Genomic DNA, 18,414 nt, shown 5'->3' on the forward strand with positions numbered 1-18,414 from the left:
GGTGAATTATATGAAAAAATTTTTTGCTAACCTGGAAGAAATCATTGGAGGGTCATTATTTATTATCATGTTAATAATCTTGACCCTGCAGATTTTTTCTAGACAAATTATGGACTCGCCACTAACATGGTCCGAGGCATTGGCTAAATTTATATTCGTTTATGTTGGCTATTTATCTATTTCATTTGGTATTAAAGAAAGTAATCACGTTTTGATCGATTATTTTGTTAATAAATTTCCGAAGTTAATTCGGAGTACGATTTACTATGTATTCCAGGCTGCTATTTTTATTGCGATTTCTATTATGGGATATTTAGGCTATGAAATGGCATTGCGTAAAGTGCCGGTCGAGATTGTTTCCTTAAATATTTCTTATATGTATATGTACATTGCCTTACCATTGATTTCTATTCTAATTTTATATCGACTTGTTGAGGTGAATGTAAAACAAATCAAGAATAAAAGTGAGGTGAAATAAATGAGTGCACTTACAATACTTATCGGCTGGCTTGTACTGTTGTTTTTAGGGATGCCGGTTGGATTCACACTGATCATCGCTGCACTTGTTTATTTTGCCACTAATGATTGGGAAATGGCATACTTTTCAGCTGCAAAATTAATTGACAGTATTGATACATTTTCTCTATTGGCAGTTCCGTTTTTCATATTAACTGGATCTTTAATGAATTCATCTGGAATAACAGAGCGTATTTTTAACTTTGCTAAGTCATTTGTTGGTCATTTTACTGGCGGTCTAGGCCATGTAAATGTTATGGCAAGCCTTCTTTTTTCCGGGATGTCTGGTTCAGCGTTAGCGGATGCTGGCGGTATTGGCCAGTTGGAAATAAAATCGATGCGTGATGAAAAGTATGATGATGATTACGCAGGTGGTCTGACGGCGGCTTCAGCGATTATTGGTCCGATCATTCCTCCAAGTATTCCACTGATTATTTATGGGGTTGTCTCCGATCAGTCGATTGCTTCATTATTTTTGGCTGGTGTCATTCCAGGGTTGATTATGACAGCTTCTTTAATGGTTATGGCATACTTTTGGGCAAAAAAACGTGGCTATCCAAAGGCTAAAAAAGCCACAATGAAAGAACGATTTTACCATTTTAGAAAATCATTTTGGGCATTGCTCACACCGGTCATTATTATTGGCGGTATTTTTTCGGGGTATTTTACACCAACCGAAGCTGCTGTAATTGCTACGTTATATGCAATGTTTTTAGGGTTTTTTGTTTATAAAGAATTGACATTGAAAAAGTTCTTTTTAAATGTTGTTGATTCGATGCGGTTGACGGGGATTGCGGTGTTGATGATTGTCGGGGTTGAATTTTTTGGCCAAATGATTGCAATTGAACAAATACCGATACAAGTTGCTGACTTCTTCTTAGATGTATCATCAAACCCAATCGTACTATTGCTACTGATAAACGTACTATTAATCTTTTTAGGAATGTTTATTGAATCATTGGCATTATTGATTCTGTTAATACCTATCCTAGTTCCAGTTATTGTAAGTGCTGGAGTAGATCCGGTTCATTTCGGAATCATAGTTATATTAAATCTTATGATTGGTATTTTAACTCCACCGATGGGAATGGCTTTGTTTGTCGTATCTAAGGTCGGAAATATATCGATGAAAACAATTACTAGAGGGGTTGTTCCATTTTTAATTCCGCTAGTAATAACGTTGCTAGTCATTACTGTGTTCCCGCAGTTGGTGTTATTTTTACCAAATGCATTAAATCCGTAAGTTTTCAGGGGAAAAATACCTTGCTCGGGGTTTTTCTCCTTTTTTCATTTACCTGCTATACTAAAAATACTTAATTAGAAATTGCTTTAAAGGACGGGGTTGTATGTCAAATAAAGATTTTCAAGGAAATCAGAAAAAGCCGACCGTGATTATGGAACAGAATAAGCCAATCTTTACGAAATCAGAGCAGAAAATCTATACCTACATTAATGAGAATATGGACAAAGTTTTATATGATTCACTAACTGAACTTTCTGAAGCGAGCGGTGTAGCAGAGGCGACAGTATTGCGTTTCTTTCGTAAGCTTGGATTTAAGGGGTTTCAAGATTTTAAATTCCTCTTGGCGCAGGAACGAACAATGCATCCTAATCATGACAATGATGGAACGTTTATTGAAAAGATTCGCAACAATATTGTGCAGGCCATTAATGACTCATCGGAAATCATTGAGATGGATACATTGCAACAGTGTGTGGATATAATTGATTCGTCAAATGATGTCGTTATTTTTGGTGTTGGCTCATCGGGAATTGCTTGTCACGATATGCATAATCGCTTAATGCGAATCGGGAAACACGCCGAAGTAATTACAGATCCACATTTCCAAGTCATGCGCGCTTCGACCATGACGAAGGAAACTGTTGTTATAGCTGTTAGTCTCTCGGGTAGTACGAAGGATATTTATGATTCCGTAGAGATTGCGAAGGCGAGTAATGCTGCGGTTATTGCATTGACCAATTATGTGAAATCACCACTAACGAGACTATCGGATCATGTATTATTATCCTCAGCTAAGGAAAACCCCTTAGATAGCGGTTCATTAGTGTCTAAAATTTCGCAGTTGTATATAATTGACTTGATTTGTACGGGACTTACGATGAAAAACGTAGAAAAGGCAAAAGAAATTAAGATGAAAATTAGCGAAAATGCCGCTAATAAACTGTATTAATGTTAGTAGTGACAATTAATTATCATTTTTATTATATTATTGACAGTTTAATTTCAATGGTGGTATGATTTGTGTATTAAAAGCTTATGTTTCATGTATGAATGAAGGTATTAGTCAACAACTGAGGGGAATTTAAATGAATATACTTGATAAGGTAAAAGGACAATTAATTGTTTCATGTCAAGCACTGGAAGATGAACCGCTCTATAGTTCATTTATTATGAGCAAGATGGCGCTTGCAGCTAAACTTGGCGGTGCGGCGGGAATACGTGCGAATACAGTAGAAGATATTCGTGCCATTAAACAAGAGGTCGACTTGCCGATCATTGGGATTATTAAAAAAGATTTTCCGGGCAATGGCGTTTTTATTACACCAACTATCCAAGAAGTAGATGAACTTTATCGTGAAGGTGTTGATGTCATTGCTTTTGACGCAACTCAGCGCGAGCGGCCTGATGGTAAGTGTTTCGATCAATTTTTTAAAGCTATTAAATTGAAATATCCAGATCAACTTTTTATGGCTGATATTTCAACTGCAGAAGAAGGAATGAAGGCAGCCCAAGCAGGAGTAGACATTGTTGCTGCTACACTTGCAGGGTATACGCCATACTCGAAGGAAATCAAGCCGATGGAATTAGTACAGGAACTTGTAACAAAAGTTGATGTGCCTGTCATTGCAGAAGGTAATTTTGATACACCAGAAAAGGCGAGCAAGGCACTTGAAGCGGGGGCACACGCAGTTGTCGTGGGAAGTGCGATTACACGGCCGAAACATATTACAGAAACATTTGCTCAAGCGATACAAAACAGCAAAACCATACAAATAGGGGAGGATGCTTGACATGAAGGGTATTTTTACAGCGCTGATGTGTGCTTTTGATGAAAACGGAAATATAGATGAAAAAGGTTTGCGGGAAATTGTTCGTCATAATATTGAGGAATCAAAGGTCGATGGTCTTTATGTGAATGGAAGTACGGGAGAAAGTTTCATGCTTACTACTGAAGCTAAAAAGCGTATTTTTGAAATTGTAAAAGACGAAGGCGGCGATCAAGTGAAATTAATCGCTCAAGTCGGATCTTTGAATATAGATGAAGCGGTTGATCTTGCTAAATTTGCTACAAAGCTAAACTATGATGCTATCTCTGCTGTTACACCGTTCTATTACAAATTTGATTTTGAAGAAATTAAGGATTACTATGAAACGATTGTAAATAGTGTCGATAATAATTTGATTATTTATTCCATCCCAGCGTTAACTGGGGTAAATATGAATTTGGATCAATTTGGTGAATTGTTAGCACATGACAAAATTATTGGTGTGAAATTTACGGCACCGGATTTCTTCCTATTAGAACGATTGCGCCATGCATTCCCAGACAAATTAATTTACTCAGGATTCGATGAAATGCTGTTGTCTGCAAGTGTTTTGAATGTTGATGGTGCGATAGGAAGTACGTTTAATGTAAATGGGAAGCGTGCTCGTGATATTTTTGAATTAGCACAAAACGGAAATGTTGCCGAAGCATTGGAAGTTCAAAAAGTGACGAATGATTTGATTGCAGGCATTCTTGATAATGGACTCTATCAAACGATCAAAGAAATGCTGAAATATAAGGGTGTTCATGCTGGTTATTGTCGCAAGCCTATGAAACAACTTCCAGAAGAGAAAGTTGCCCGTGCTCAGGAACTTGCTAAAAAATATATGTAAGTGGTAAAGAGATAAAAAATGCGGACGTTTTTGCATTGTAGGAAAGCAATATAGAGCTTGTATACGAAAATGCCGGCACGTGTTCATACTGGTTGAGGTGTATGCCGGGCTTTTCTATTCTCTTTCTACTTAACAAGGAGTAAAGCTAATGGAATTAATCGTTATCGATATTGGCGGAACAGCGATAAAATATGGTGTGCTTGATGAACATGAGAATCTATTGTTTCGCGAAAGTATTCCATCTGAGGCACATCTTGGCGGTAATGAATTGATAAAGAAAGTTTTACGTATTTGTGATCAAGTGAAGCGTAAGTGGGATGTCTTCGGTGTCGCAATTAGTTCGGCGGGACAAATTGATAGTGAGCATGGTGTTGTTGTTCATGCTACCGAGACAATTCCAGGATATACAGGGATGTCTGTCACGGAAATGGTTACCGAACATACGGGGCTACCTGCAACGATTGAGAATGATGTTAACTGTACAGCAATCGGTGAACATTGGAAAGGCGCAGCTGTTGGTGTAGACGATTTTGTGTGCATGACATTTGGAACGGGAATTGGCGGTGCTTTATTTATGAATGGTCAGTTGCATGCCGGTGCCAACTTTTCAGCAGGCGAATTCGGACATATCAATTTGTATAAGGACGGTAAGCTGTGTACCTGTGGCAATTATGGTTGTTACGAGCGTTATGCTTCAAGTGCGGCATTATCTGAAATTGTTGCAAGTGAGTTTGGTAGATCCATCCAGTTACCAGTGTTTTTTCAGATGGTGAAACAAGGTGATGCGTTAAGCGTGGAGATCTTCAATAAATGGATTGATGATGTTGCGACAGGTATTCAATCAATTGTACATATTTTTAACCCTAAGCTGGTTGTTATTGGCGGTGGAATTACCGCACAAGGTGACTTCTTGCTACATGCTATGCAATCCGCAGTCGATGAAAAGCTAATGCCAAACCACCGCAACCAACTCAACCTAAAGCTAGCCCTAAATGATAATAATGCAAACCTATTAGGAGCAGCAAAGCACTATTTCACGAAGCAGTGATTTGGGACATGGGGACAGGTTCCTTGTCCCACCAATTTTTTCCAAAATGCTTGGTGCTTATGGAATTCTGCTGATGCAAAAGAAGGAAGCAATCGACAAATTAAACCAAGTGCAGCAGATGCGGAAGTGACAGTGTTGTTCTACCTGATCAAATAAAAGGTGCACCACATGTTATTCAGTCCGAAAAAGGTGCGTTGCTGGTTCAATTTGTTCGGATATTTAGCAAATCATCTGCTAGTCCAGCTGTTTTTTTTCGAGTGTTTCGTTGATAGCTCTACCTTGTCACGAAGTATTTTAAGTATTTAGGAATTTTACTGTATAAAATGGAATAGATGCTTCATTGCATATTTTGTCTTTAAGCATGAAAATACCCCCAGTTTGGTTGATGGTCTCTTCGCAATTCTATTATGCCAAATTTTGGGGGTGTTTTTTTAGTTTTTAATAAGGTATTGAATTTTCAGTGCAGCTTTTTAAGTGACCTCGACCTGTCCCGGTGTCCCATCCCCAGTTTAAAGCTCTGTCTTAAAATAGCGCTGGGACAAGAAACCTGTCCGAGGCCACTGAAAAAGTCCGGTTCACAAAAATGAAAAGTATACTATCCACGGTATATAGATGATTATATTTGATAACGACACTAAATATAGCGTTTTGTTCAATGCTATCTTATATAATAGTCACTTTTTCAGTGGCCTCAACCTGTCCCCATGTCCCATAATTAATGCGCATGACTATTACGTTTCTGTTATTATTGGTATAATGAAGTTGAAGGTTCTTTACATTCATGATATAAATTATCTTAGTTGAAAAAAGGTAATTTACCACATAAAAGGAGTGGAACTTATGCAACAGAGTCAATTTGAAAAAATGAAAAACGGTGAAGGGTTTATCGCAGCACTTGATCAAAGTGGTGGTAGTACTCCAAAAGCACTAGCCTTGTATGGTATTGAAGAGGATTCGTATAACGGCAAGGACGAAATGTTTGATCTTGTACACGAGATGCGGACTCGAATCATCACATCACCTGCTTTTGATTCCGAATATATCATCGGTGCCATTTTGTTTGAACAAACGATGGATCGCGAAATCGAAGGAATGTACACAGCTGATTATTTAGCTGAAAAAAAAGGCATTGTTCCTTTCTTAAAAGTGGACAAGGGTCTTGCTGAAGAGTCAAATGGCGTGCAAATGATGAAGCCGATCACTGACTTGGATGAAACATTGAAACGAGCGAATGAACGTCACATCTTTGGAACAAAAATGCGCTCCGTTATCAAGGAAGCAAATCCAGAAGGTATCAAGGCTGTCGTCGCGCAACAATTCGAAATTGGTAAACAGATTGTAGCTGCTGGTCTTGTTCCAATTATTGAGCCGGAAGTAGACATTAACAGTAAAGAAAAAGAAAAATGTGAGGAACTATTGAAAGCTGAGATTCTTGATCAGCTTAACAAGTTGGGTGACGATGAGCATGTGATGTTGAAAGTTACCATTCCAACTGTTGCAAACACATACAAAGAATTGATTGAGCATCCAAACGTTGTGCGTGTTGTCGCACTTTCTGGTGGTTACGCTGTAGACGAAGCAAATGAAAAGCTGAAGGAAAATAATGGACTTATTGCCAGCTTCTCCCGTGCACTATCACAGGATTTAAATGCCAACCAAACAGATGAAGAATTCAATAACGCGCTTGGCAAGGCAGTAAAATCTATATACGAAGCTTCAATTTCATAAGCTTAGCAATCCAATCCTGGGGAATTCCCCCAGGATTTTTTTGTGCTGGGACATGGGCGGTCACGGTGGGACATGGGGACAGGTTTGTTGTCCCGGCTGAGATTGTCGGAGTGATGCGGGATAGAGGGTGGGACGCGGGACCTGTCCCCATGTCCCAGTTATTTTATTTTTTAAAAAATATATTGACAATGAATACGTTTTCATTTATATTTAGTTTAAATATTTAAAAAATAGGTGGTTGGGATGGTTTCATCAAAAGATGTAGCAAGTTACGCAGGTGTATCACAAACGACGGTATCTAGAGTGCTTAATTCTCCAGATAAAGTGAATAAAGAAACATATGAAAAAGTTCTCGCAGCAATGAAGGAATTGAATTATCGTCCAAACTCAATTGCCCAATCATTAGTTAATAAAAAGACAGGATCGATAGCGCTATTATCAGGTCCGCTACACAATCCTTTCTTTGTAGAAACAACGACTTCTATCGTTAATTATGCAAAAGAAAGTGGATTCAATGTAAATGTCCATTTTGAAAATCTTGGGGATAACATGTCCGTTTACCAGGATGTTTTAAGTCATCGGGTTGATGGAATAATTTTGTCTTCCGTTTTGTATGATGATCCAATTTATGACCAACTTAAGAACCTTGATATTCCATTTATCATGTTTAATCGAAAACATAAAGAACCGGGACATTTTGTTGAAATGGATAATGTGCAAGCAGGGAGAATAGCTACGGATCATTTGATTAATTTGAATCATCGCGAAATTGTGTGGGTAGGCGGCCCTACTAACATGACAACTTTTAGTGGTCGATTAGAAGGATTCAAACAATCTTTAATCGCGAACAGTATTGCCGAAGATCCTAGGAACATTATTATAACTGATACGAGCAAGCAATCCATTTTTGAGGTAATTGAGTCTGTTATGTCGCGCAAAGAACGTCCGACTGCTATTTTTGCAGCAACAGATTCTATTGCAATTTATATTATGGATTTTCTTCAACAAAAAGGCTACAGGATTCCTGATGACATTAGCATTATAGGTATTGACAATGTGGAGTTAAGTCGTCATCATTCATTCCAACTTAGTACCGTTGGAATCATCAATAACAAAAACCTTGGCAGGATTGCTATTGAAAATCTTGTTAACCTTATTGATGGAGAAGGAAACAATAATCCAGGCTTTGTTCAGAAAACATTGGAAACAAAATTATTTTCCAGAATAACAACCAAAAAGTTGTAGAATAAACCTAAAGTTAAAATTGAATACATTTGCATAAAATATACAAAAATAAGGAGGTTTTATAATGTGTTATGTCAATAACTATTTAGAAAGGTTAAGGGAATCAAGTTTGAATACGTATTCACTATTAGATCCTCATACTCGAGAGGAAATTAGAGATATCCCTGATTGCAGTGATATTCAAATGAAAGAAGCAATAACGAAAAGTAAACAAGCATTTAATAAAATGAGAGCGCTGACTTCAGAGGAACGATCGAATATTTTGGACAGGGCTAGTAGCATTATTGCGGAAAATAGAGAAGACTTTGCTCAAACCATTACATTAGAATCAGGGAAGCCTATCAAGTTTGCTAGAGGGGAAGTTGACCGGACTATTCAAACACTGAAATTCGCGTCAATTGAAGCAAGAAAATTAGAAGGAGAATCAATTCGATTAGATGCTGCGACAAATGGTGGCGGAAGAGATGCTTATACAATTTACCAACCAATTGGTGTTGTTGGTGCAATTACTCCCTTTAATTTCCCGCTAAATTTGGTCGTACATAAAGCGGGTCCGGCGCTTGGGGTAGGAAATACAATCATCGTGAAACCAGCTGAAAAAACTCCGCTATCGGCTATCAAACTAGCAGAATTTTTTGAGCAGGCGGGTTTACCTGATGGAGCGTATCAGGTTGTTACTGGTGATGGCCCTAGACTAGGTAAAGTGCTAATTGACCATCCTGACGTACAAAAAATTACGTTTACTGGGAGCCCGCAAGTTGGGGAACATATTAAGTCACAAGCTGGCTTGAAAAAGGTAACCTTGGAGCTGGGCAGTAATTCCGCTCTATACATTGATGAAAGCGTTCATAATAAAGTGCAGGAAATCGCTAAAAAAGCAGTCAATGGTGCTTTTTCATATAATGGGCAAGTATGTATTAGCACGCAAAGAATTTATGTCCACAAAGATGTGAAAGAAGAATTTATCACTTCATTTAAAATGGCTACAGAATCACTACAATATGGAGATCCTAGAGAGGATACGACAGATATATCCGGGGTCATTGACCAGAAGTCACAGCAGCGTATTCTTAGTTGGATTGAAGAAGCGATACATGAAGGAGCAGAGTTAATTACGGGTGGAACGATGGAGGATAACGGCGTGAAACCAACCGTACTTGCAAATGTATCATCGAGATCAAAAGTAGCTTGTAAGGAAGTGTTTGGACCTGTCGTATTAATAAATACAGTGGATAGTGCAGAAACAGCACTGACAGAAATGAATAATAGCGAGTACGGATTAAATGCAGGTGTCTTCACGTATGATCTACCGCAGGCGTTTAATTTTGCTCATAAATTAGAAGTTGGCCAAGTTCTAGTTAATGACTTGCCAACGTTACGTTTTGATCATATGCCATATGGCGGATTAAAATCATCTGGTTATGGATACGAAGGAATCAAGTATGCCATGCGGGAAATGGTTCATATGAAATTTATTAGCATGAATTATACCTTTTAGGTGGTGAAGTAATGTATACATTTTCATTGGATGGAATTAGAGCACCGCAAAACGCCAAACCCTTGTTTTACCCTTACGAAGTTACACAATGGCAGATACAATATAAACCATTTCCCTTTATGAAAATGAAAACAGAGAACAAATATTTAATTACGAATCTAACAAGAAAAGAAACGAACTTTTTTGAAGGAAATGTAAATAAATTTGTCCCTTTCCAAGAAAAAGAGGATGCGCTAATCTTGCCAACGAATTATTTGCAAGAAGAACGGGTTAACGTTTCTGATAAATTTTTGGAAAATTACTACATCCATAAAAGAAAAGTATGGTCATATCCTAAAATAAGCTTGTTGAATACGTATGCATTGTTTGTACCTTATTTCATTTATAAAAAGCGAATCAAAAATGTGGAAAAAGATTTTTTATTGGAACCGTCAAGTGGGAGTGAGGATTTGCTAGACAAATATAAAGAAATCCAAAAATATGTACAAGAACAGGGGGTGATCACTTGACTTTCCTATTTGTAATGATTGGTGTCTTAGTCACAACATGGGTGGGTATGGCAATTGTGTTATTTAAAACTAGTTTATTAGACAAATAAGGGAGGTGGATGGAATTGGATAGTGTAATGATTTATTCATGGATTTTTATGGCTCTTTTTATCATTATGATGCTAGTAATGGGTTATATCGGAATGAAACGTACGAATAACCCAGACGATTTTGCAACAGCGCGATCTAGTTATGGGCCAATTACGATTGCACTTGTTATAAGTGCAGGTATTTCAAGTGGGTCAACCTTTATGGGAATGCCTGGGTTAGCTTATGATATTGGAGCACCAAGTTTGTGGTATCCATTACTATACCCTGTTGCTACGGTAATTGGGATGTTGTTTGTAGCAAAAACTATAAAAGTTTATGGCGATAAATTTGGAACGAGAACTATTCCAGACTTTATCGGTGATCGTTTTAATAGTGAGTTTCTAAGAATTACACTTTCTATTATTACGATCTTGTTAATATTTTATGTTGTATCCCAGTTTGTAGCAGCTGCGACTATGTTCCAAACTATGATGGGTGTGGATTACAATGTTGGCTTGTTTATTACAGGTATTGTATTAGCGGTTTATGTATTTTTAGGTGGTTCCCACTCAGACATTTTAACAGATGCAGTCCAAGGATTTTTAATGGTTATTACAGCGATCGTTGTTGTTATATGTTTTGTAACTAGTGTAGGGGTAGATGGTGGTTTTGGCGATATGATTTCCTTAATTAAAGACAGAAACCCAGAAGGAGCTTTTGACCAGTTATTTATTCATGGCGATATTACTTATGGCTCATTTTGGTTAGTTGGGTTGTTATTTATTGCTCACTTACCATTCGGTGTTCTGCCGCACTTAGGAAACAAATTCTTAGCTGTTAAGTCAAATAAAGATATGAAAAAATTAATTATGTACTGTACTATTTTTGCTACTATTCTCCCACTTATGGGGTTGGGCGGAATGTTAGGAGTAGCTGTTATCGATCCCTCCATGAACATACAACCAGATCAGGTAATACCAGTGTTATTCCAAGAAATATTCCCTCCATTTATCGCAGCATTTTTGGCAGTAGCTGTACTTTCGGCAGTTTTATCTACATCTGATGGATTAATTGTTTCACTGACACAAGTACTTGCAAATGATATTTATCGAAAAACGATTGTTCCGAAGATAACTATATCTGAAAAGAAATCACAAAAAATAGAGCTACTCATTAGCAGGTATTCGACATTTATTGTTATTTTGGCAGCAATATTAATGGCATGGTCACCACCGAAATATTTATCCGTATTTATGTGGATTGGAATAGGTGGAATTGTTTCAGCAACTGCTGGACCTTTAGTTGTCGGGGCATTGTGGAAACGTGCGACGAAAACAGGAGCAATCTTGTCATTATTATCAGGAACTGTCGTGTATTGGATCGTTTACTTGCCATTTGGATTCGACTTCAGTAATCCGTTTGGGGCTGCAGGTATTGGTGTTCTTACTAGTATGTTAGTAATGGTTTTTTATACGTTATTAACCTCTCATAAAGATAAAGAAGTAAATGTAAGCGAAGACAAATTATCAGTAAACTAATAAAGGGAGTTGTCATCTATGAGTCAATTTATTTCACCAAAAAACATCTACCATGGCAAAGGGTCATTAAGCAACTTAGAAGGAATTTTAACAGACCTACAAGTTCAAAAGGTTTTTCTTGTTACCGATCCAATGTTAAAAGAACTTGGTGTGATTGATCCTTTGTTGGAGCAATTATCAAATTTAAATAAGAAAGTGGAAGTGGTTACGGACGTCGTTCCGGAACCACCGTTAGAAGTGGGAAATAAAGTGGTGGAGAAAGTACGGAAAAGCCAAGCCGATTTAGTAATTGGAGTTGGTGGAGGAAGTGCACTAGATTTGGCAAAAGCAGCAGCTGTACTCGCTAAAAATGATGGGGCTATCGAGGATTACCTGAATCTTAGCGGGGAAAAGAAGCTAACCAATAAAGGCTTGCCAAAAGTATTGATCCCAACAACAGCTGGTACGGGAGCAGAAATAACGGATATTGCCGTTTTTTCTTTAGAGGATACTAAAGATGTTATTACCCATGAATTTTTGCTGGCTGACTATGCTATCGTTGATCCTGTTTTAACCTATACATTACCACCAAAAGTAACGGCGGCAAGTGGGGCTGATGCGCTGACACACGCGATAGAAGCGTATACATCGATAAATGCAACTCCATTAACAGACACACTGGCACTAGATGCAATGAATCGAATCATCAATCACATAAGAACCGCTGTATGGAATGGCAAGGATAAGGAAGCAAGAGAGCAAATGTCATTAGGTAGTTTAATAGCGGGTATGAGTTTCTATAATGCTGGTGTAGCGGGCGTGCACGGGCTGGCATATCCATTGGGAGGCCTGTTTAAAATTCCACATGGTGAATCGAATGCGGTGCTGCTGCCATATGTGTACGACTACATCTGGCCATCCTGTTTGAAAAAGATGACCAACATTGCGAACGTATTTAACCTGCCAACAGACGGAAAAAATGAACGAGATATCGCTTTGGATGTCGTTCAAAGCTTACAAAAGTTAGTAAAAGATGTTGGTCTACCAACTACGATAAGTGAATACAATATTACCGCTGCGGATATTGACCGGTTGACGGAAAATGGTATAAAACAAACTAGATTATTGAAACGCAGTCCGAAACCGTTGGACAGAGAAGCAGTTAAGGAAATTTATACAAATGCCTATGAAGGAAAACGAACGAATTTTTAACGACGGGAAAGAGTGAAATGTATAAAACGATTATAGAGCCACGTGTCTCGGAAACCGATGGAGTTGGCCATATTAACAATACGGTTGTTCCTGTTTGGTTAGAAGCAGGCAGAAATAAAATTTTTGAGTTGTTTACGCCAAATCATGACTTTGAAAATTGGAAAATGATTATCATCAATATGAATATTGATTATGTGAGTCAGATTTATTTTGGGAAGAATGCTGAAGTTTGTACGTGGGTGAAAAAGATCGGCAATACCAGTCTACAATTATATGAAGAGATCTGGCAAGACGAAACATTATGTGCGAGCGGGACGACAACCTATGTGAATTTTAATTTGGAAAAACAAGCTTCTAAACCAATTTCAGGATCAATTAGAACGGAACTGGAAAGACATTATTACGACGGTGAATGAATGAGAATGATGGGACATGGGGACAGGTTAATTGTCCCGGCTGGAAATCGCATGGATACAGGGTTTCAGGGTGGGACGCGGGACCTGTCCCCATGTCCCACTTACACTACAATATTTAACAGTATGCTAAGTGTTACAATACTGGTTAACGTTGATATTAACGTAATGCTGGATACTAGTTCTGGTTCGGTGTCGAATTCGATTGCGTACATTGTTGTTGTGGCGGCGGTTGGCATCGCCGAAATGATAATGAGTACCGAAGCGATGATGGGATCCATATCGACCATCCATACAAATAATGCGGCAATGAGTGGTGCTACAATCATTTTTAGGGTGACAGCTGACGTGACCACTTGCCAATTGAGCTTCAACCCTGTTATCGATCCGAGCTGCATGCCCAGCATAATCATCATAACTGGTATGGCAGCATCACCTACCATGGATAGGGTAGAATGGATGGCATCCGGCACACCGATAGAATAGTAATGAAAGATAAATGCCAAAATTGCCGCATATGTAGTAGGCATTTTCATTACATTTTCAAGTGCACGCCGCATTCCACTCGTACTTCTGGATGCATAATAGATTCCAAAGAAATTATTTTGCAAAGCTTGCACAACCATAATAAAAATAGCATATGGCGCGGCAGCATTTCCAACACTAAACAGCACAACAGGCAACCCGTAATTTCCAGAATTCATAAAACCAGTTGCTAAAATTGATGCACTCTCCGTGTTTGTTTCCCATTTAAAAACCTTTGATAGAATTTTATTTAAAACTACCATCGCATAAAAAAGGACAAACATATAAATCAGAATAACAAGAAAACCACTATCATAATTGGCATCCAACAACGTAACAAAAATAAGACAAGGTGACAGGATGTATAACGACACCGCTGACACAGACTTCACATCAAGCACACGAATACGCTGCAGGATAAACCCCGAAGCAAACACAGCCATTATCGGCAAAATCACACTCAAAAACAAACCCATAGAAAACAACTCCATTAATAGAACTAGAGAATAGTTTATCATAAGGTGGGACATGGGGACAGGTTTGTTGTCCCAGCTCTAGTGGATGCAAGAACCAAAGCGTAGTCTGCTCTGATGGAGGGAAGCCTAGTGGGACAAGAAACCTGTCCCTATGTCCCGTTAAAAATGTTCATTTATTCTATAGCAGATGAATAGATATAAATGAAGGCGAATTTATACTTAAAATAGCAGATTAAAATCATAATTATCGAGGTGTACCTTTATGGTAAAACAACCAATGAGCCAATTTGTATACCAAAAATTGAAGACAGGGATTATTGAGCGCAAGCTGGCTCCTGGTCAGAAGTTAGTGGAAAATGATATATCAAATTCTTTGTCAGTTAGTCGTACTCCTATTCGACAAGCCTTTTCAAAGTTGCAAAAGGAAGGGTTTATTACGATTATTCCAAATAGGGGTGCACAGGTAATTAATCCTACTATTGACGAAATCACAGATGCTTTTACACATCGAAAACAATTGGAACTACTTGCCACAATGGATATAATGGAAAAAATTAAACAGGAGGATATTGATAATTTAAATATACTTATTCAAGAAGAGGCGGAAGCATTTGTTAAAAAAGACCTTGTTCAATATATACATGTTAATACAAAATTTCATATCACGTTAATGGGTGGGTGTACAAATCGATTTTTAAAAGAGAATGCAGTAAAAATGATAAATCAAACTCATATTTATCTCATTTTATATGACCATTTTTATAAAATTGACGAAAAAAACACCCGCGGCTCCAACGAACACAAACTTATGGTCAACGTTATTGAAAAAGGAGACACAGGTGCCTTTATTACTCTGCTTGACAAGCATATCAGTAGTACAATCGAAGAATACAAAACAAGGGTGAAAAGATTTCATCATACTAGCGAGCTATTTGATTAGCGAGCTATTTGATTAACTTTTTTGTTTCGTTAATTTTTATACCTCGCTTACTTATTTCTTTTATAAATAGTTCAAAAGGAATATCCGTTGTTGGGCTTAAAACACCCGTCTTTGTTATTATTTTTTTTGCAATCATTTGAGCTACAATGCTAGCCGTGTATCCTACTGTTCTATTCATTGCGAATAAACCAGTTGTTAAGTCTCTTCTTGCGACCATATCATACGTTATCTCTACTTTTTGGCCGTCTTTTTTTCCCCTTATTATATTTTTCATTAGAACTAAGTCTTTTTCAGTTTTACCATATTGTAATCGGGGTTCTAAATGTGCAACCATAAACTGATGTGGTGTTATTTTAGCTGGTAAGTCATGAACAGGTTCTGTTTCTAAAAAACCTAAATCCACCATTTTCCTCCAAAAGTTCGCATGACCTGCCCATCGTATCGTTCTTCTTTCCGTATTCCTAACACTATCTTCAATTCCAAACAGCTTAGCAAACTTAATTGCATTTCCATTTGGAGTAGATTCTAAATTATCAATACCCGGGAATGATATTTCTTCTAACCATTTTTCGCTGTGCTGGTCTTTGGCGGGTATATCAATGACATTCCCATTTTTCAACATTTTTGCGGGTCGCTTATACGACATTAATGTGCTGTCTAAATTCCAACTTATTTTATATTTCAATAGATTATCTATTGCATTTGCATCAGGAATACCACCACAGTAAGAATAAAGTTCATTTACTTCGTCTAATTGGCTAACACCATACCCGCATAATATTAAATCTATACCAGGGTCTAACCCTGCTTCAGGTATAATAGTGACAGCATTTTTTTTAGCTTGTTCATAAACTTCATTCGAGAGACCATTAGCGTAGGAGCAATTGACTAAAGGAACATTAGCTTCTATAGCTGCCTGAACCGCTGTATTGTTAAATTGCTTTGGCAACAAGTCAATCGCAACATCTACATTATCTATAAATAAATCAATTAGGGATTCTATATTTGTTGCATCAATAACTTTTTTATTTATTTTGTCCATATTCAAATGGTGACTAAATGAATCCAGACCATTGAAATTCACATCACCACAAACGATGCCCGTAACATCCGATGAGTGGCTTAAATCTTGTAAAGCCGCCCTTCCTTGTAAACCTGATCCGCCAAGCACAACAACATTCATATTAATTGCCTCCTAAACTTTTATGCTAGAAATCCAATGATCAAATAGACTATTATTCCTATCGATCCTACAATTAAAGAATATGGAATCTGAGTTTTTACATGATCTATATGATCAGCGGCTGCTCCAGTTGAAGATAGAATTGTTGTGTCTGATAGAGGAGAACAATGATCCCCAAAAACTCCACCTCCAGCAACAGCTGCTATCGTAGCTAAAACAATCGTGTTAACATCACCACCAGCAAATCCTATTGCAATGGGAACAGCTATTGGTATCATGATTCCAAATGTTCCCCACGATGATCCTGTTGAAAAAGATACAATTCCTGCTAACACAAATGTGATTGCTGGGAGCAAACTAGGCGACAGCCACGACTCAGTTGCATTTATTAAATAATTGGCTGTTCCCATGTTTTCGCTTAATGTATTAATGGTATACGCAAATGCTAGAATCATAACTGCGGGCATGATTCCCTTAATACCACTCATAGCAGTATCCATAATGTCTTTAATTGGAATTCCTTGAATACGCATCACTATACCAAGAAAAACTGCAGCAGCCAGGAATGCTTCCATCGTTTTTGCTGACCCCAATCCAATATACGTACCAACAGCAATCGTGATAATTAGAAGCACTGGCATTAAAAAGTTCCATTTTATATTAAGTAGCCGATCTTGATAATATGGCTCTATATTTGTAAGTTCCTTTGATATTAGCGGATTTGATTTATTTCCCAGAACTTTTCCTTCATGAAGCGCTCTCTGTTCTGCTTTTCTCATCGGTCCAAAGTCTTTAATTAATCCTGAAGTTATTAATCCAACTAATAGAACAGATAATATCGCATATATATTAAATGGTATAGATTGGGTGAATACTGCTAAAGCTTCTTTTTCATTGGTAATCGGTCCCATTCCGATTAAAAGGCCCGAAATAAAAACAGCCCATCCAGTAATTGGGACAATGACACTTACAGGTGCTGATGTAGAATCACATATATAAGCAAGTTTTTCACGTGAAATTTTCACCCTATCTGTAACTTTTCTCATCGTTGACCCAACAAAAACTGGACTAAAATAGTCACTAAAGAAAACGAACATTCCCATAAACCATGTTGTCATTCCGATTTTCTTTCGCGAATACCTTTTCCGTTCTATGATATTGGCAAACGATTGAATAGCACCTGTGCGCTGAAAAAATGCAATTAATACACCAATAAACAATTCCAAAAGGAAAATCCATGAAAAGCTTGTGTTTCCTAACGCTTCTTTCATTAAATTTGGGAATCCCAATAATCCATCGCCTGCAATCAATACACCGAAGACACATGCAATACCTAACGACAAAATTGTGTCCTTTGTCCAAAATGCAAGTACAATTGCAATTAATGGTGGTAAAATTGAAATAAAGCCTATAGTTGAATCCGCATCCATTATTATCCCTCTTTTTTTTAGTAAGCGTCTTCATTTACAATATTGTTGCTCATAATTGTTGAACAATTTTGTTATAATTAGATTATGTGCAATATTTAAAATTATGTTCTTTGATTTAGTTGACATTATTGATTGCTTTCTCTACGTTCCTATAGTGATGTGATCTGAGCCAATGCCAACCAAAAGAGATTATTGTTTAAGGGT

General features: G+C 37.5%; 18 protein-coding genes. 15 read left to right on the forward strand and 3 right to left on the reverse strand.

Annotated elements, in window-relative coordinates:
- Window positions 1-10 precede the first annotated feature (10 nt).
- The 14 genes from C8270_RS07980 (at window position 11) to C8270_RS08040 (ending at window position 13,659) form a co-directional block, all read left to right on the forward strand.
- Window positions 11-478, forward strand: coding sequence for a TRAP transporter small permease (locus C8270_RS07980; protein WP_106496320.1), 468 nt, complete (start codon window positions 11-13; stop codon window positions 476-478).
- A complete protein-coding gene (locus tag C8270_RS07985; RefSeq protein ID WP_106496321.1) occupies window positions 479-1,759 on the forward strand; it encodes a TRAP transporter large permease in 1,281 nt (426 codons plus the stop codon).
- A 103-nt stretch (window positions 1,760-1,862) separates the two neighbouring features.
- Complete coding sequence (locus C8270_RS07990) at window positions 1,863-2,708, forward strand: MurR/RpiR family transcriptional regulator (protein WP_106496322.1); 846 nt, start codon at window positions 1,863-1,865, stop codon at window positions 2,706-2,708.
- A gap of 136 nt (window positions 2,709-2,844) precedes the next feature.
- Window positions 2,845-3,549: an N-acetylmannosamine-6-phosphate 2-epimerase gene (locus C8270_RS07995; RefSeq protein WP_106496323.1), complete on the forward strand. Its 705-nt coding sequence runs from the start codon at window positions 2,845-2,847 to the stop codon at window positions 3,547-3,549.
- A gap of 1 nt (window position 3,550) precedes the next feature.
- Window positions 3,551-4,417, forward strand: a complete 867-nt coding sequence (locus C8270_RS08000; RefSeq protein WP_106496324.1) for an N-acetylneuraminate lyase — start codon at window positions 3,551-3,553, stop codon at window positions 4,415-4,417.
- A 148-nt stretch (window positions 4,418-4,565) separates the two neighbouring features.
- Window positions 4,566-5,465, forward strand: coding sequence for an ROK family protein (locus C8270_RS08005; RefSeq protein ID WP_106496325.1), 900 nt, complete (start codon window positions 4,566-4,568; stop codon window positions 5,463-5,465).
- Window position 5,466: 1 nt separating this feature from the next.
- Window positions 5,467-5,595 (forward strand): hypothetical protein, encoded by a 129-nt coding sequence (locus C8270_RS20655; protein WP_267894835.1) that lies wholly within the window; start codon window positions 5,467-5,469, stop codon window positions 5,593-5,595.
- 710 nt (window positions 5,596-6,305) lie between these two features.
- Window positions 6,306-7,193 carry a fructose bisphosphate aldolase gene (locus tag C8270_RS08010; RefSeq protein ID WP_106496326.1) on the forward strand — a complete coding sequence of 296 codons (888 nt, stop codon included), beginning with the start codon at window positions 6,306-6,308 and terminating at the stop codon, window positions 7,191-7,193.
- Between the two features lie 243 nt (window positions 7,194-7,436).
- On the forward strand, window positions 7,437-8,438 hold the full coding sequence (locus C8270_RS08015) for a LacI family DNA-binding transcriptional regulator (RefSeq protein ID WP_106496327.1): 1,002 nt from the start codon (window positions 7,437-7,439) through the stop codon (window positions 8,436-8,438).
- Window positions 8,439-8,502: 64 nt separating this feature from the next.
- The gene (locus C8270_RS08020; protein ID WP_106496328.1) at window positions 8,503-9,936 is read left to right on the forward strand and encodes an aldehyde dehydrogenase family protein; all 1,434 of its coding nucleotides are present in this window, start codon (window positions 8,503-8,505) and stop codon (window positions 9,934-9,936) included.
- An 11-nt stretch (window positions 9,937-9,947) separates the two neighbouring features.
- The gene (locus tag C8270_RS08025) at window positions 9,948-10,445 is read left to right on the forward strand and encodes a hypothetical protein (RefSeq protein ID WP_106496329.1); all 498 of its coding nucleotides are present in this window, start codon (window positions 9,948-9,950) and stop codon (window positions 10,443-10,445) included.
- Between the two features lie 104 nt (window positions 10,446-10,549).
- On the forward strand, window positions 10,550-12,052 hold the full coding sequence (locus C8270_RS08030) for a sodium:solute symporter family protein (RefSeq protein WP_442785793.1): 1,503 nt from the start codon (window positions 10,550-10,552) through the stop codon (window positions 12,050-12,052).
- Window positions 12,053-12,070: 18 nt separating this feature from the next.
- On the forward strand, window positions 12,071-13,243 hold the full coding sequence (locus tag C8270_RS08035) for an iron-containing alcohol dehydrogenase (RefSeq protein WP_106496331.1): 1,173 nt from the start codon (window positions 12,071-12,073) through the stop codon (window positions 13,241-13,243).
- A gap of 17 nt (window positions 13,244-13,260) precedes the next feature.
- Window positions 13,261-13,659, forward strand: coding sequence for an acyl-CoA thioesterase (locus C8270_RS08040; RefSeq protein ID WP_106496332.1), 399 nt, complete (start codon window positions 13,261-13,263; stop codon window positions 13,657-13,659).
- A gap of 101 nt (window positions 13,660-13,760) precedes the next feature.
- Here the strand turns inward: C8270_RS08040 and C8270_RS08045 are convergent, their stop codons facing one another.
- Window positions 13,761-14,657 (reverse strand): AEC family transporter, encoded by an 897-nt coding sequence (locus C8270_RS08045; protein WP_106496333.1) that lies wholly within the window; start codon window positions 14,655-14,657, stop codon window positions 13,761-13,763.
- 262 nt (window positions 14,658-14,919) lie between these two features.
- Here C8270_RS08045 and C8270_RS08050 point away from each other — a divergent pair, with 262 nt between their 5' ends.
- Window positions 14,920-15,597 carry a GntR family transcriptional regulator gene (locus C8270_RS08050; protein WP_106496334.1) on the forward strand — a complete coding sequence of 226 codons (678 nt, stop codon included), beginning with the start codon at window positions 14,920-14,922 and terminating at the stop codon, window positions 15,595-15,597.
- Window positions 15,598-15,601: 4 nt separating this feature from the next.
- Here the strand turns inward: C8270_RS08050 and C8270_RS08055 are convergent, their stop codons facing one another.
- Complete coding sequence (locus C8270_RS08055) at window positions 15,602-16,780, reverse strand: saccharopine dehydrogenase family protein (RefSeq protein ID WP_106496335.1); 1,179 nt, start codon at window positions 16,778-16,780, stop codon at window positions 15,602-15,604.
- Window positions 16,781-16,800: 20 nt separating this feature from the next.
- Complete coding sequence (locus C8270_RS08060; protein ID WP_106496336.1) at window positions 16,801-18,210, reverse strand: Na+/H+ antiporter NhaC family protein; 1,410 nt, start codon at window positions 18,208-18,210, stop codon at window positions 16,801-16,803.
- Window positions 18,211-18,414: the final 204 nt, after the last annotated feature.

Origin of the sequence: Lentibacillus sp. Marseille-P4043, assembly GCF_900258515.1 — a bacterium.
Classification (GTDB): domain Bacteria; phylum Bacillota; class Bacilli; order Bacillales; family Amphibacillaceae; genus Lentibacillus_C.

Coding starts and splice junctions, on each gene's coding strand:
- C8270_RS07980 (WP_106496320.1), top strand. CDS start 11: ATGAAAAAATTTTTTGCTAACCTGGAAGAAATCATTGGAGGGTCATTA.
- C8270_RS07985 (WP_106496321.1), top strand. CDS start 479: ATGAGTGCACTTACAATACTTATCGGCTGGCTTGTACTGTTGTTTTTA.
- C8270_RS07990 (WP_106496322.1), top strand. CDS start 1,863: ATGTCAAATAAAGATTTTCAAGGAAATCAGAAAAAGCCGACCGTGATT.
- C8270_RS07995 (WP_106496323.1), top strand. CDS start 2,845: ATGAATATACTTGATAAGGTAAAAGGACAATTAATTGTTTCATGTCAA.
- C8270_RS08000 (WP_106496324.1), top strand. CDS start 3,551: ATGAAGGGTATTTTTACAGCGCTGATGTGTGCTTTTGATGAAAACGGA.
- C8270_RS08005 (WP_106496325.1), top strand. CDS start 4,566: ATGGAATTAATCGTTATCGATATTGGCGGAACAGCGATAAAATATGGT.
- C8270_RS08010 (WP_106496326.1), top strand. CDS start 6,306: ATGCAACAGAGTCAATTTGAAAAAATGAAAAACGGTGAAGGGTTTATC.
- C8270_RS08015 (WP_106496327.1), top strand. CDS start 7,437: ATGGTTTCATCAAAAGATGTAGCAAGTTACGCAGGTGTATCACAAACG.
- C8270_RS08020 (WP_106496328.1), top strand. CDS start 8,503: ATGTGTTATGTCAATAACTATTTAGAAAGGTTAAGGGAATCAAGTTTG.
- C8270_RS08025 (WP_106496329.1), top strand. CDS start 9,948: ATGTATACATTTTCATTGGATGGAATTAGAGCACCGCAAAACGCCAAA.
- C8270_RS08035 (WP_106496331.1), top strand. CDS start 12,071: ATGAGTCAATTTATTTCACCAAAAAACATCTACCATGGCAAAGGGTCA.
- C8270_RS08040 (WP_106496332.1), top strand. CDS start 13,261: ATGTATAAAACGATTATAGAGCCACGTGTCTCGGAAACCGATGGAGTT.
- C8270_RS08045 (WP_106496333.1), bottom strand. CDS start 14,657: ATGGGTTTGTTTTTGAGTGTGATTTTGCCGATAATGGCTGTGTTTGCT.
- C8270_RS08050 (WP_106496334.1), top strand. CDS start 14,920: ATGGTAAAACAACCAATGAGCCAATTTGTATACCAAAAATTGAAGACA.
- C8270_RS08055 (WP_106496335.1), bottom strand. CDS start 16,780: ATGAATGTTGTTGTGCTTGGCGGATCAGGTTTACAAGGAAGGGCGGCT.
- C8270_RS08060 (WP_106496336.1), bottom strand. CDS start 18,210: ATGGATGCGGATTCAACTATAGGCTTTATTTCAATTTTACCACCATTA.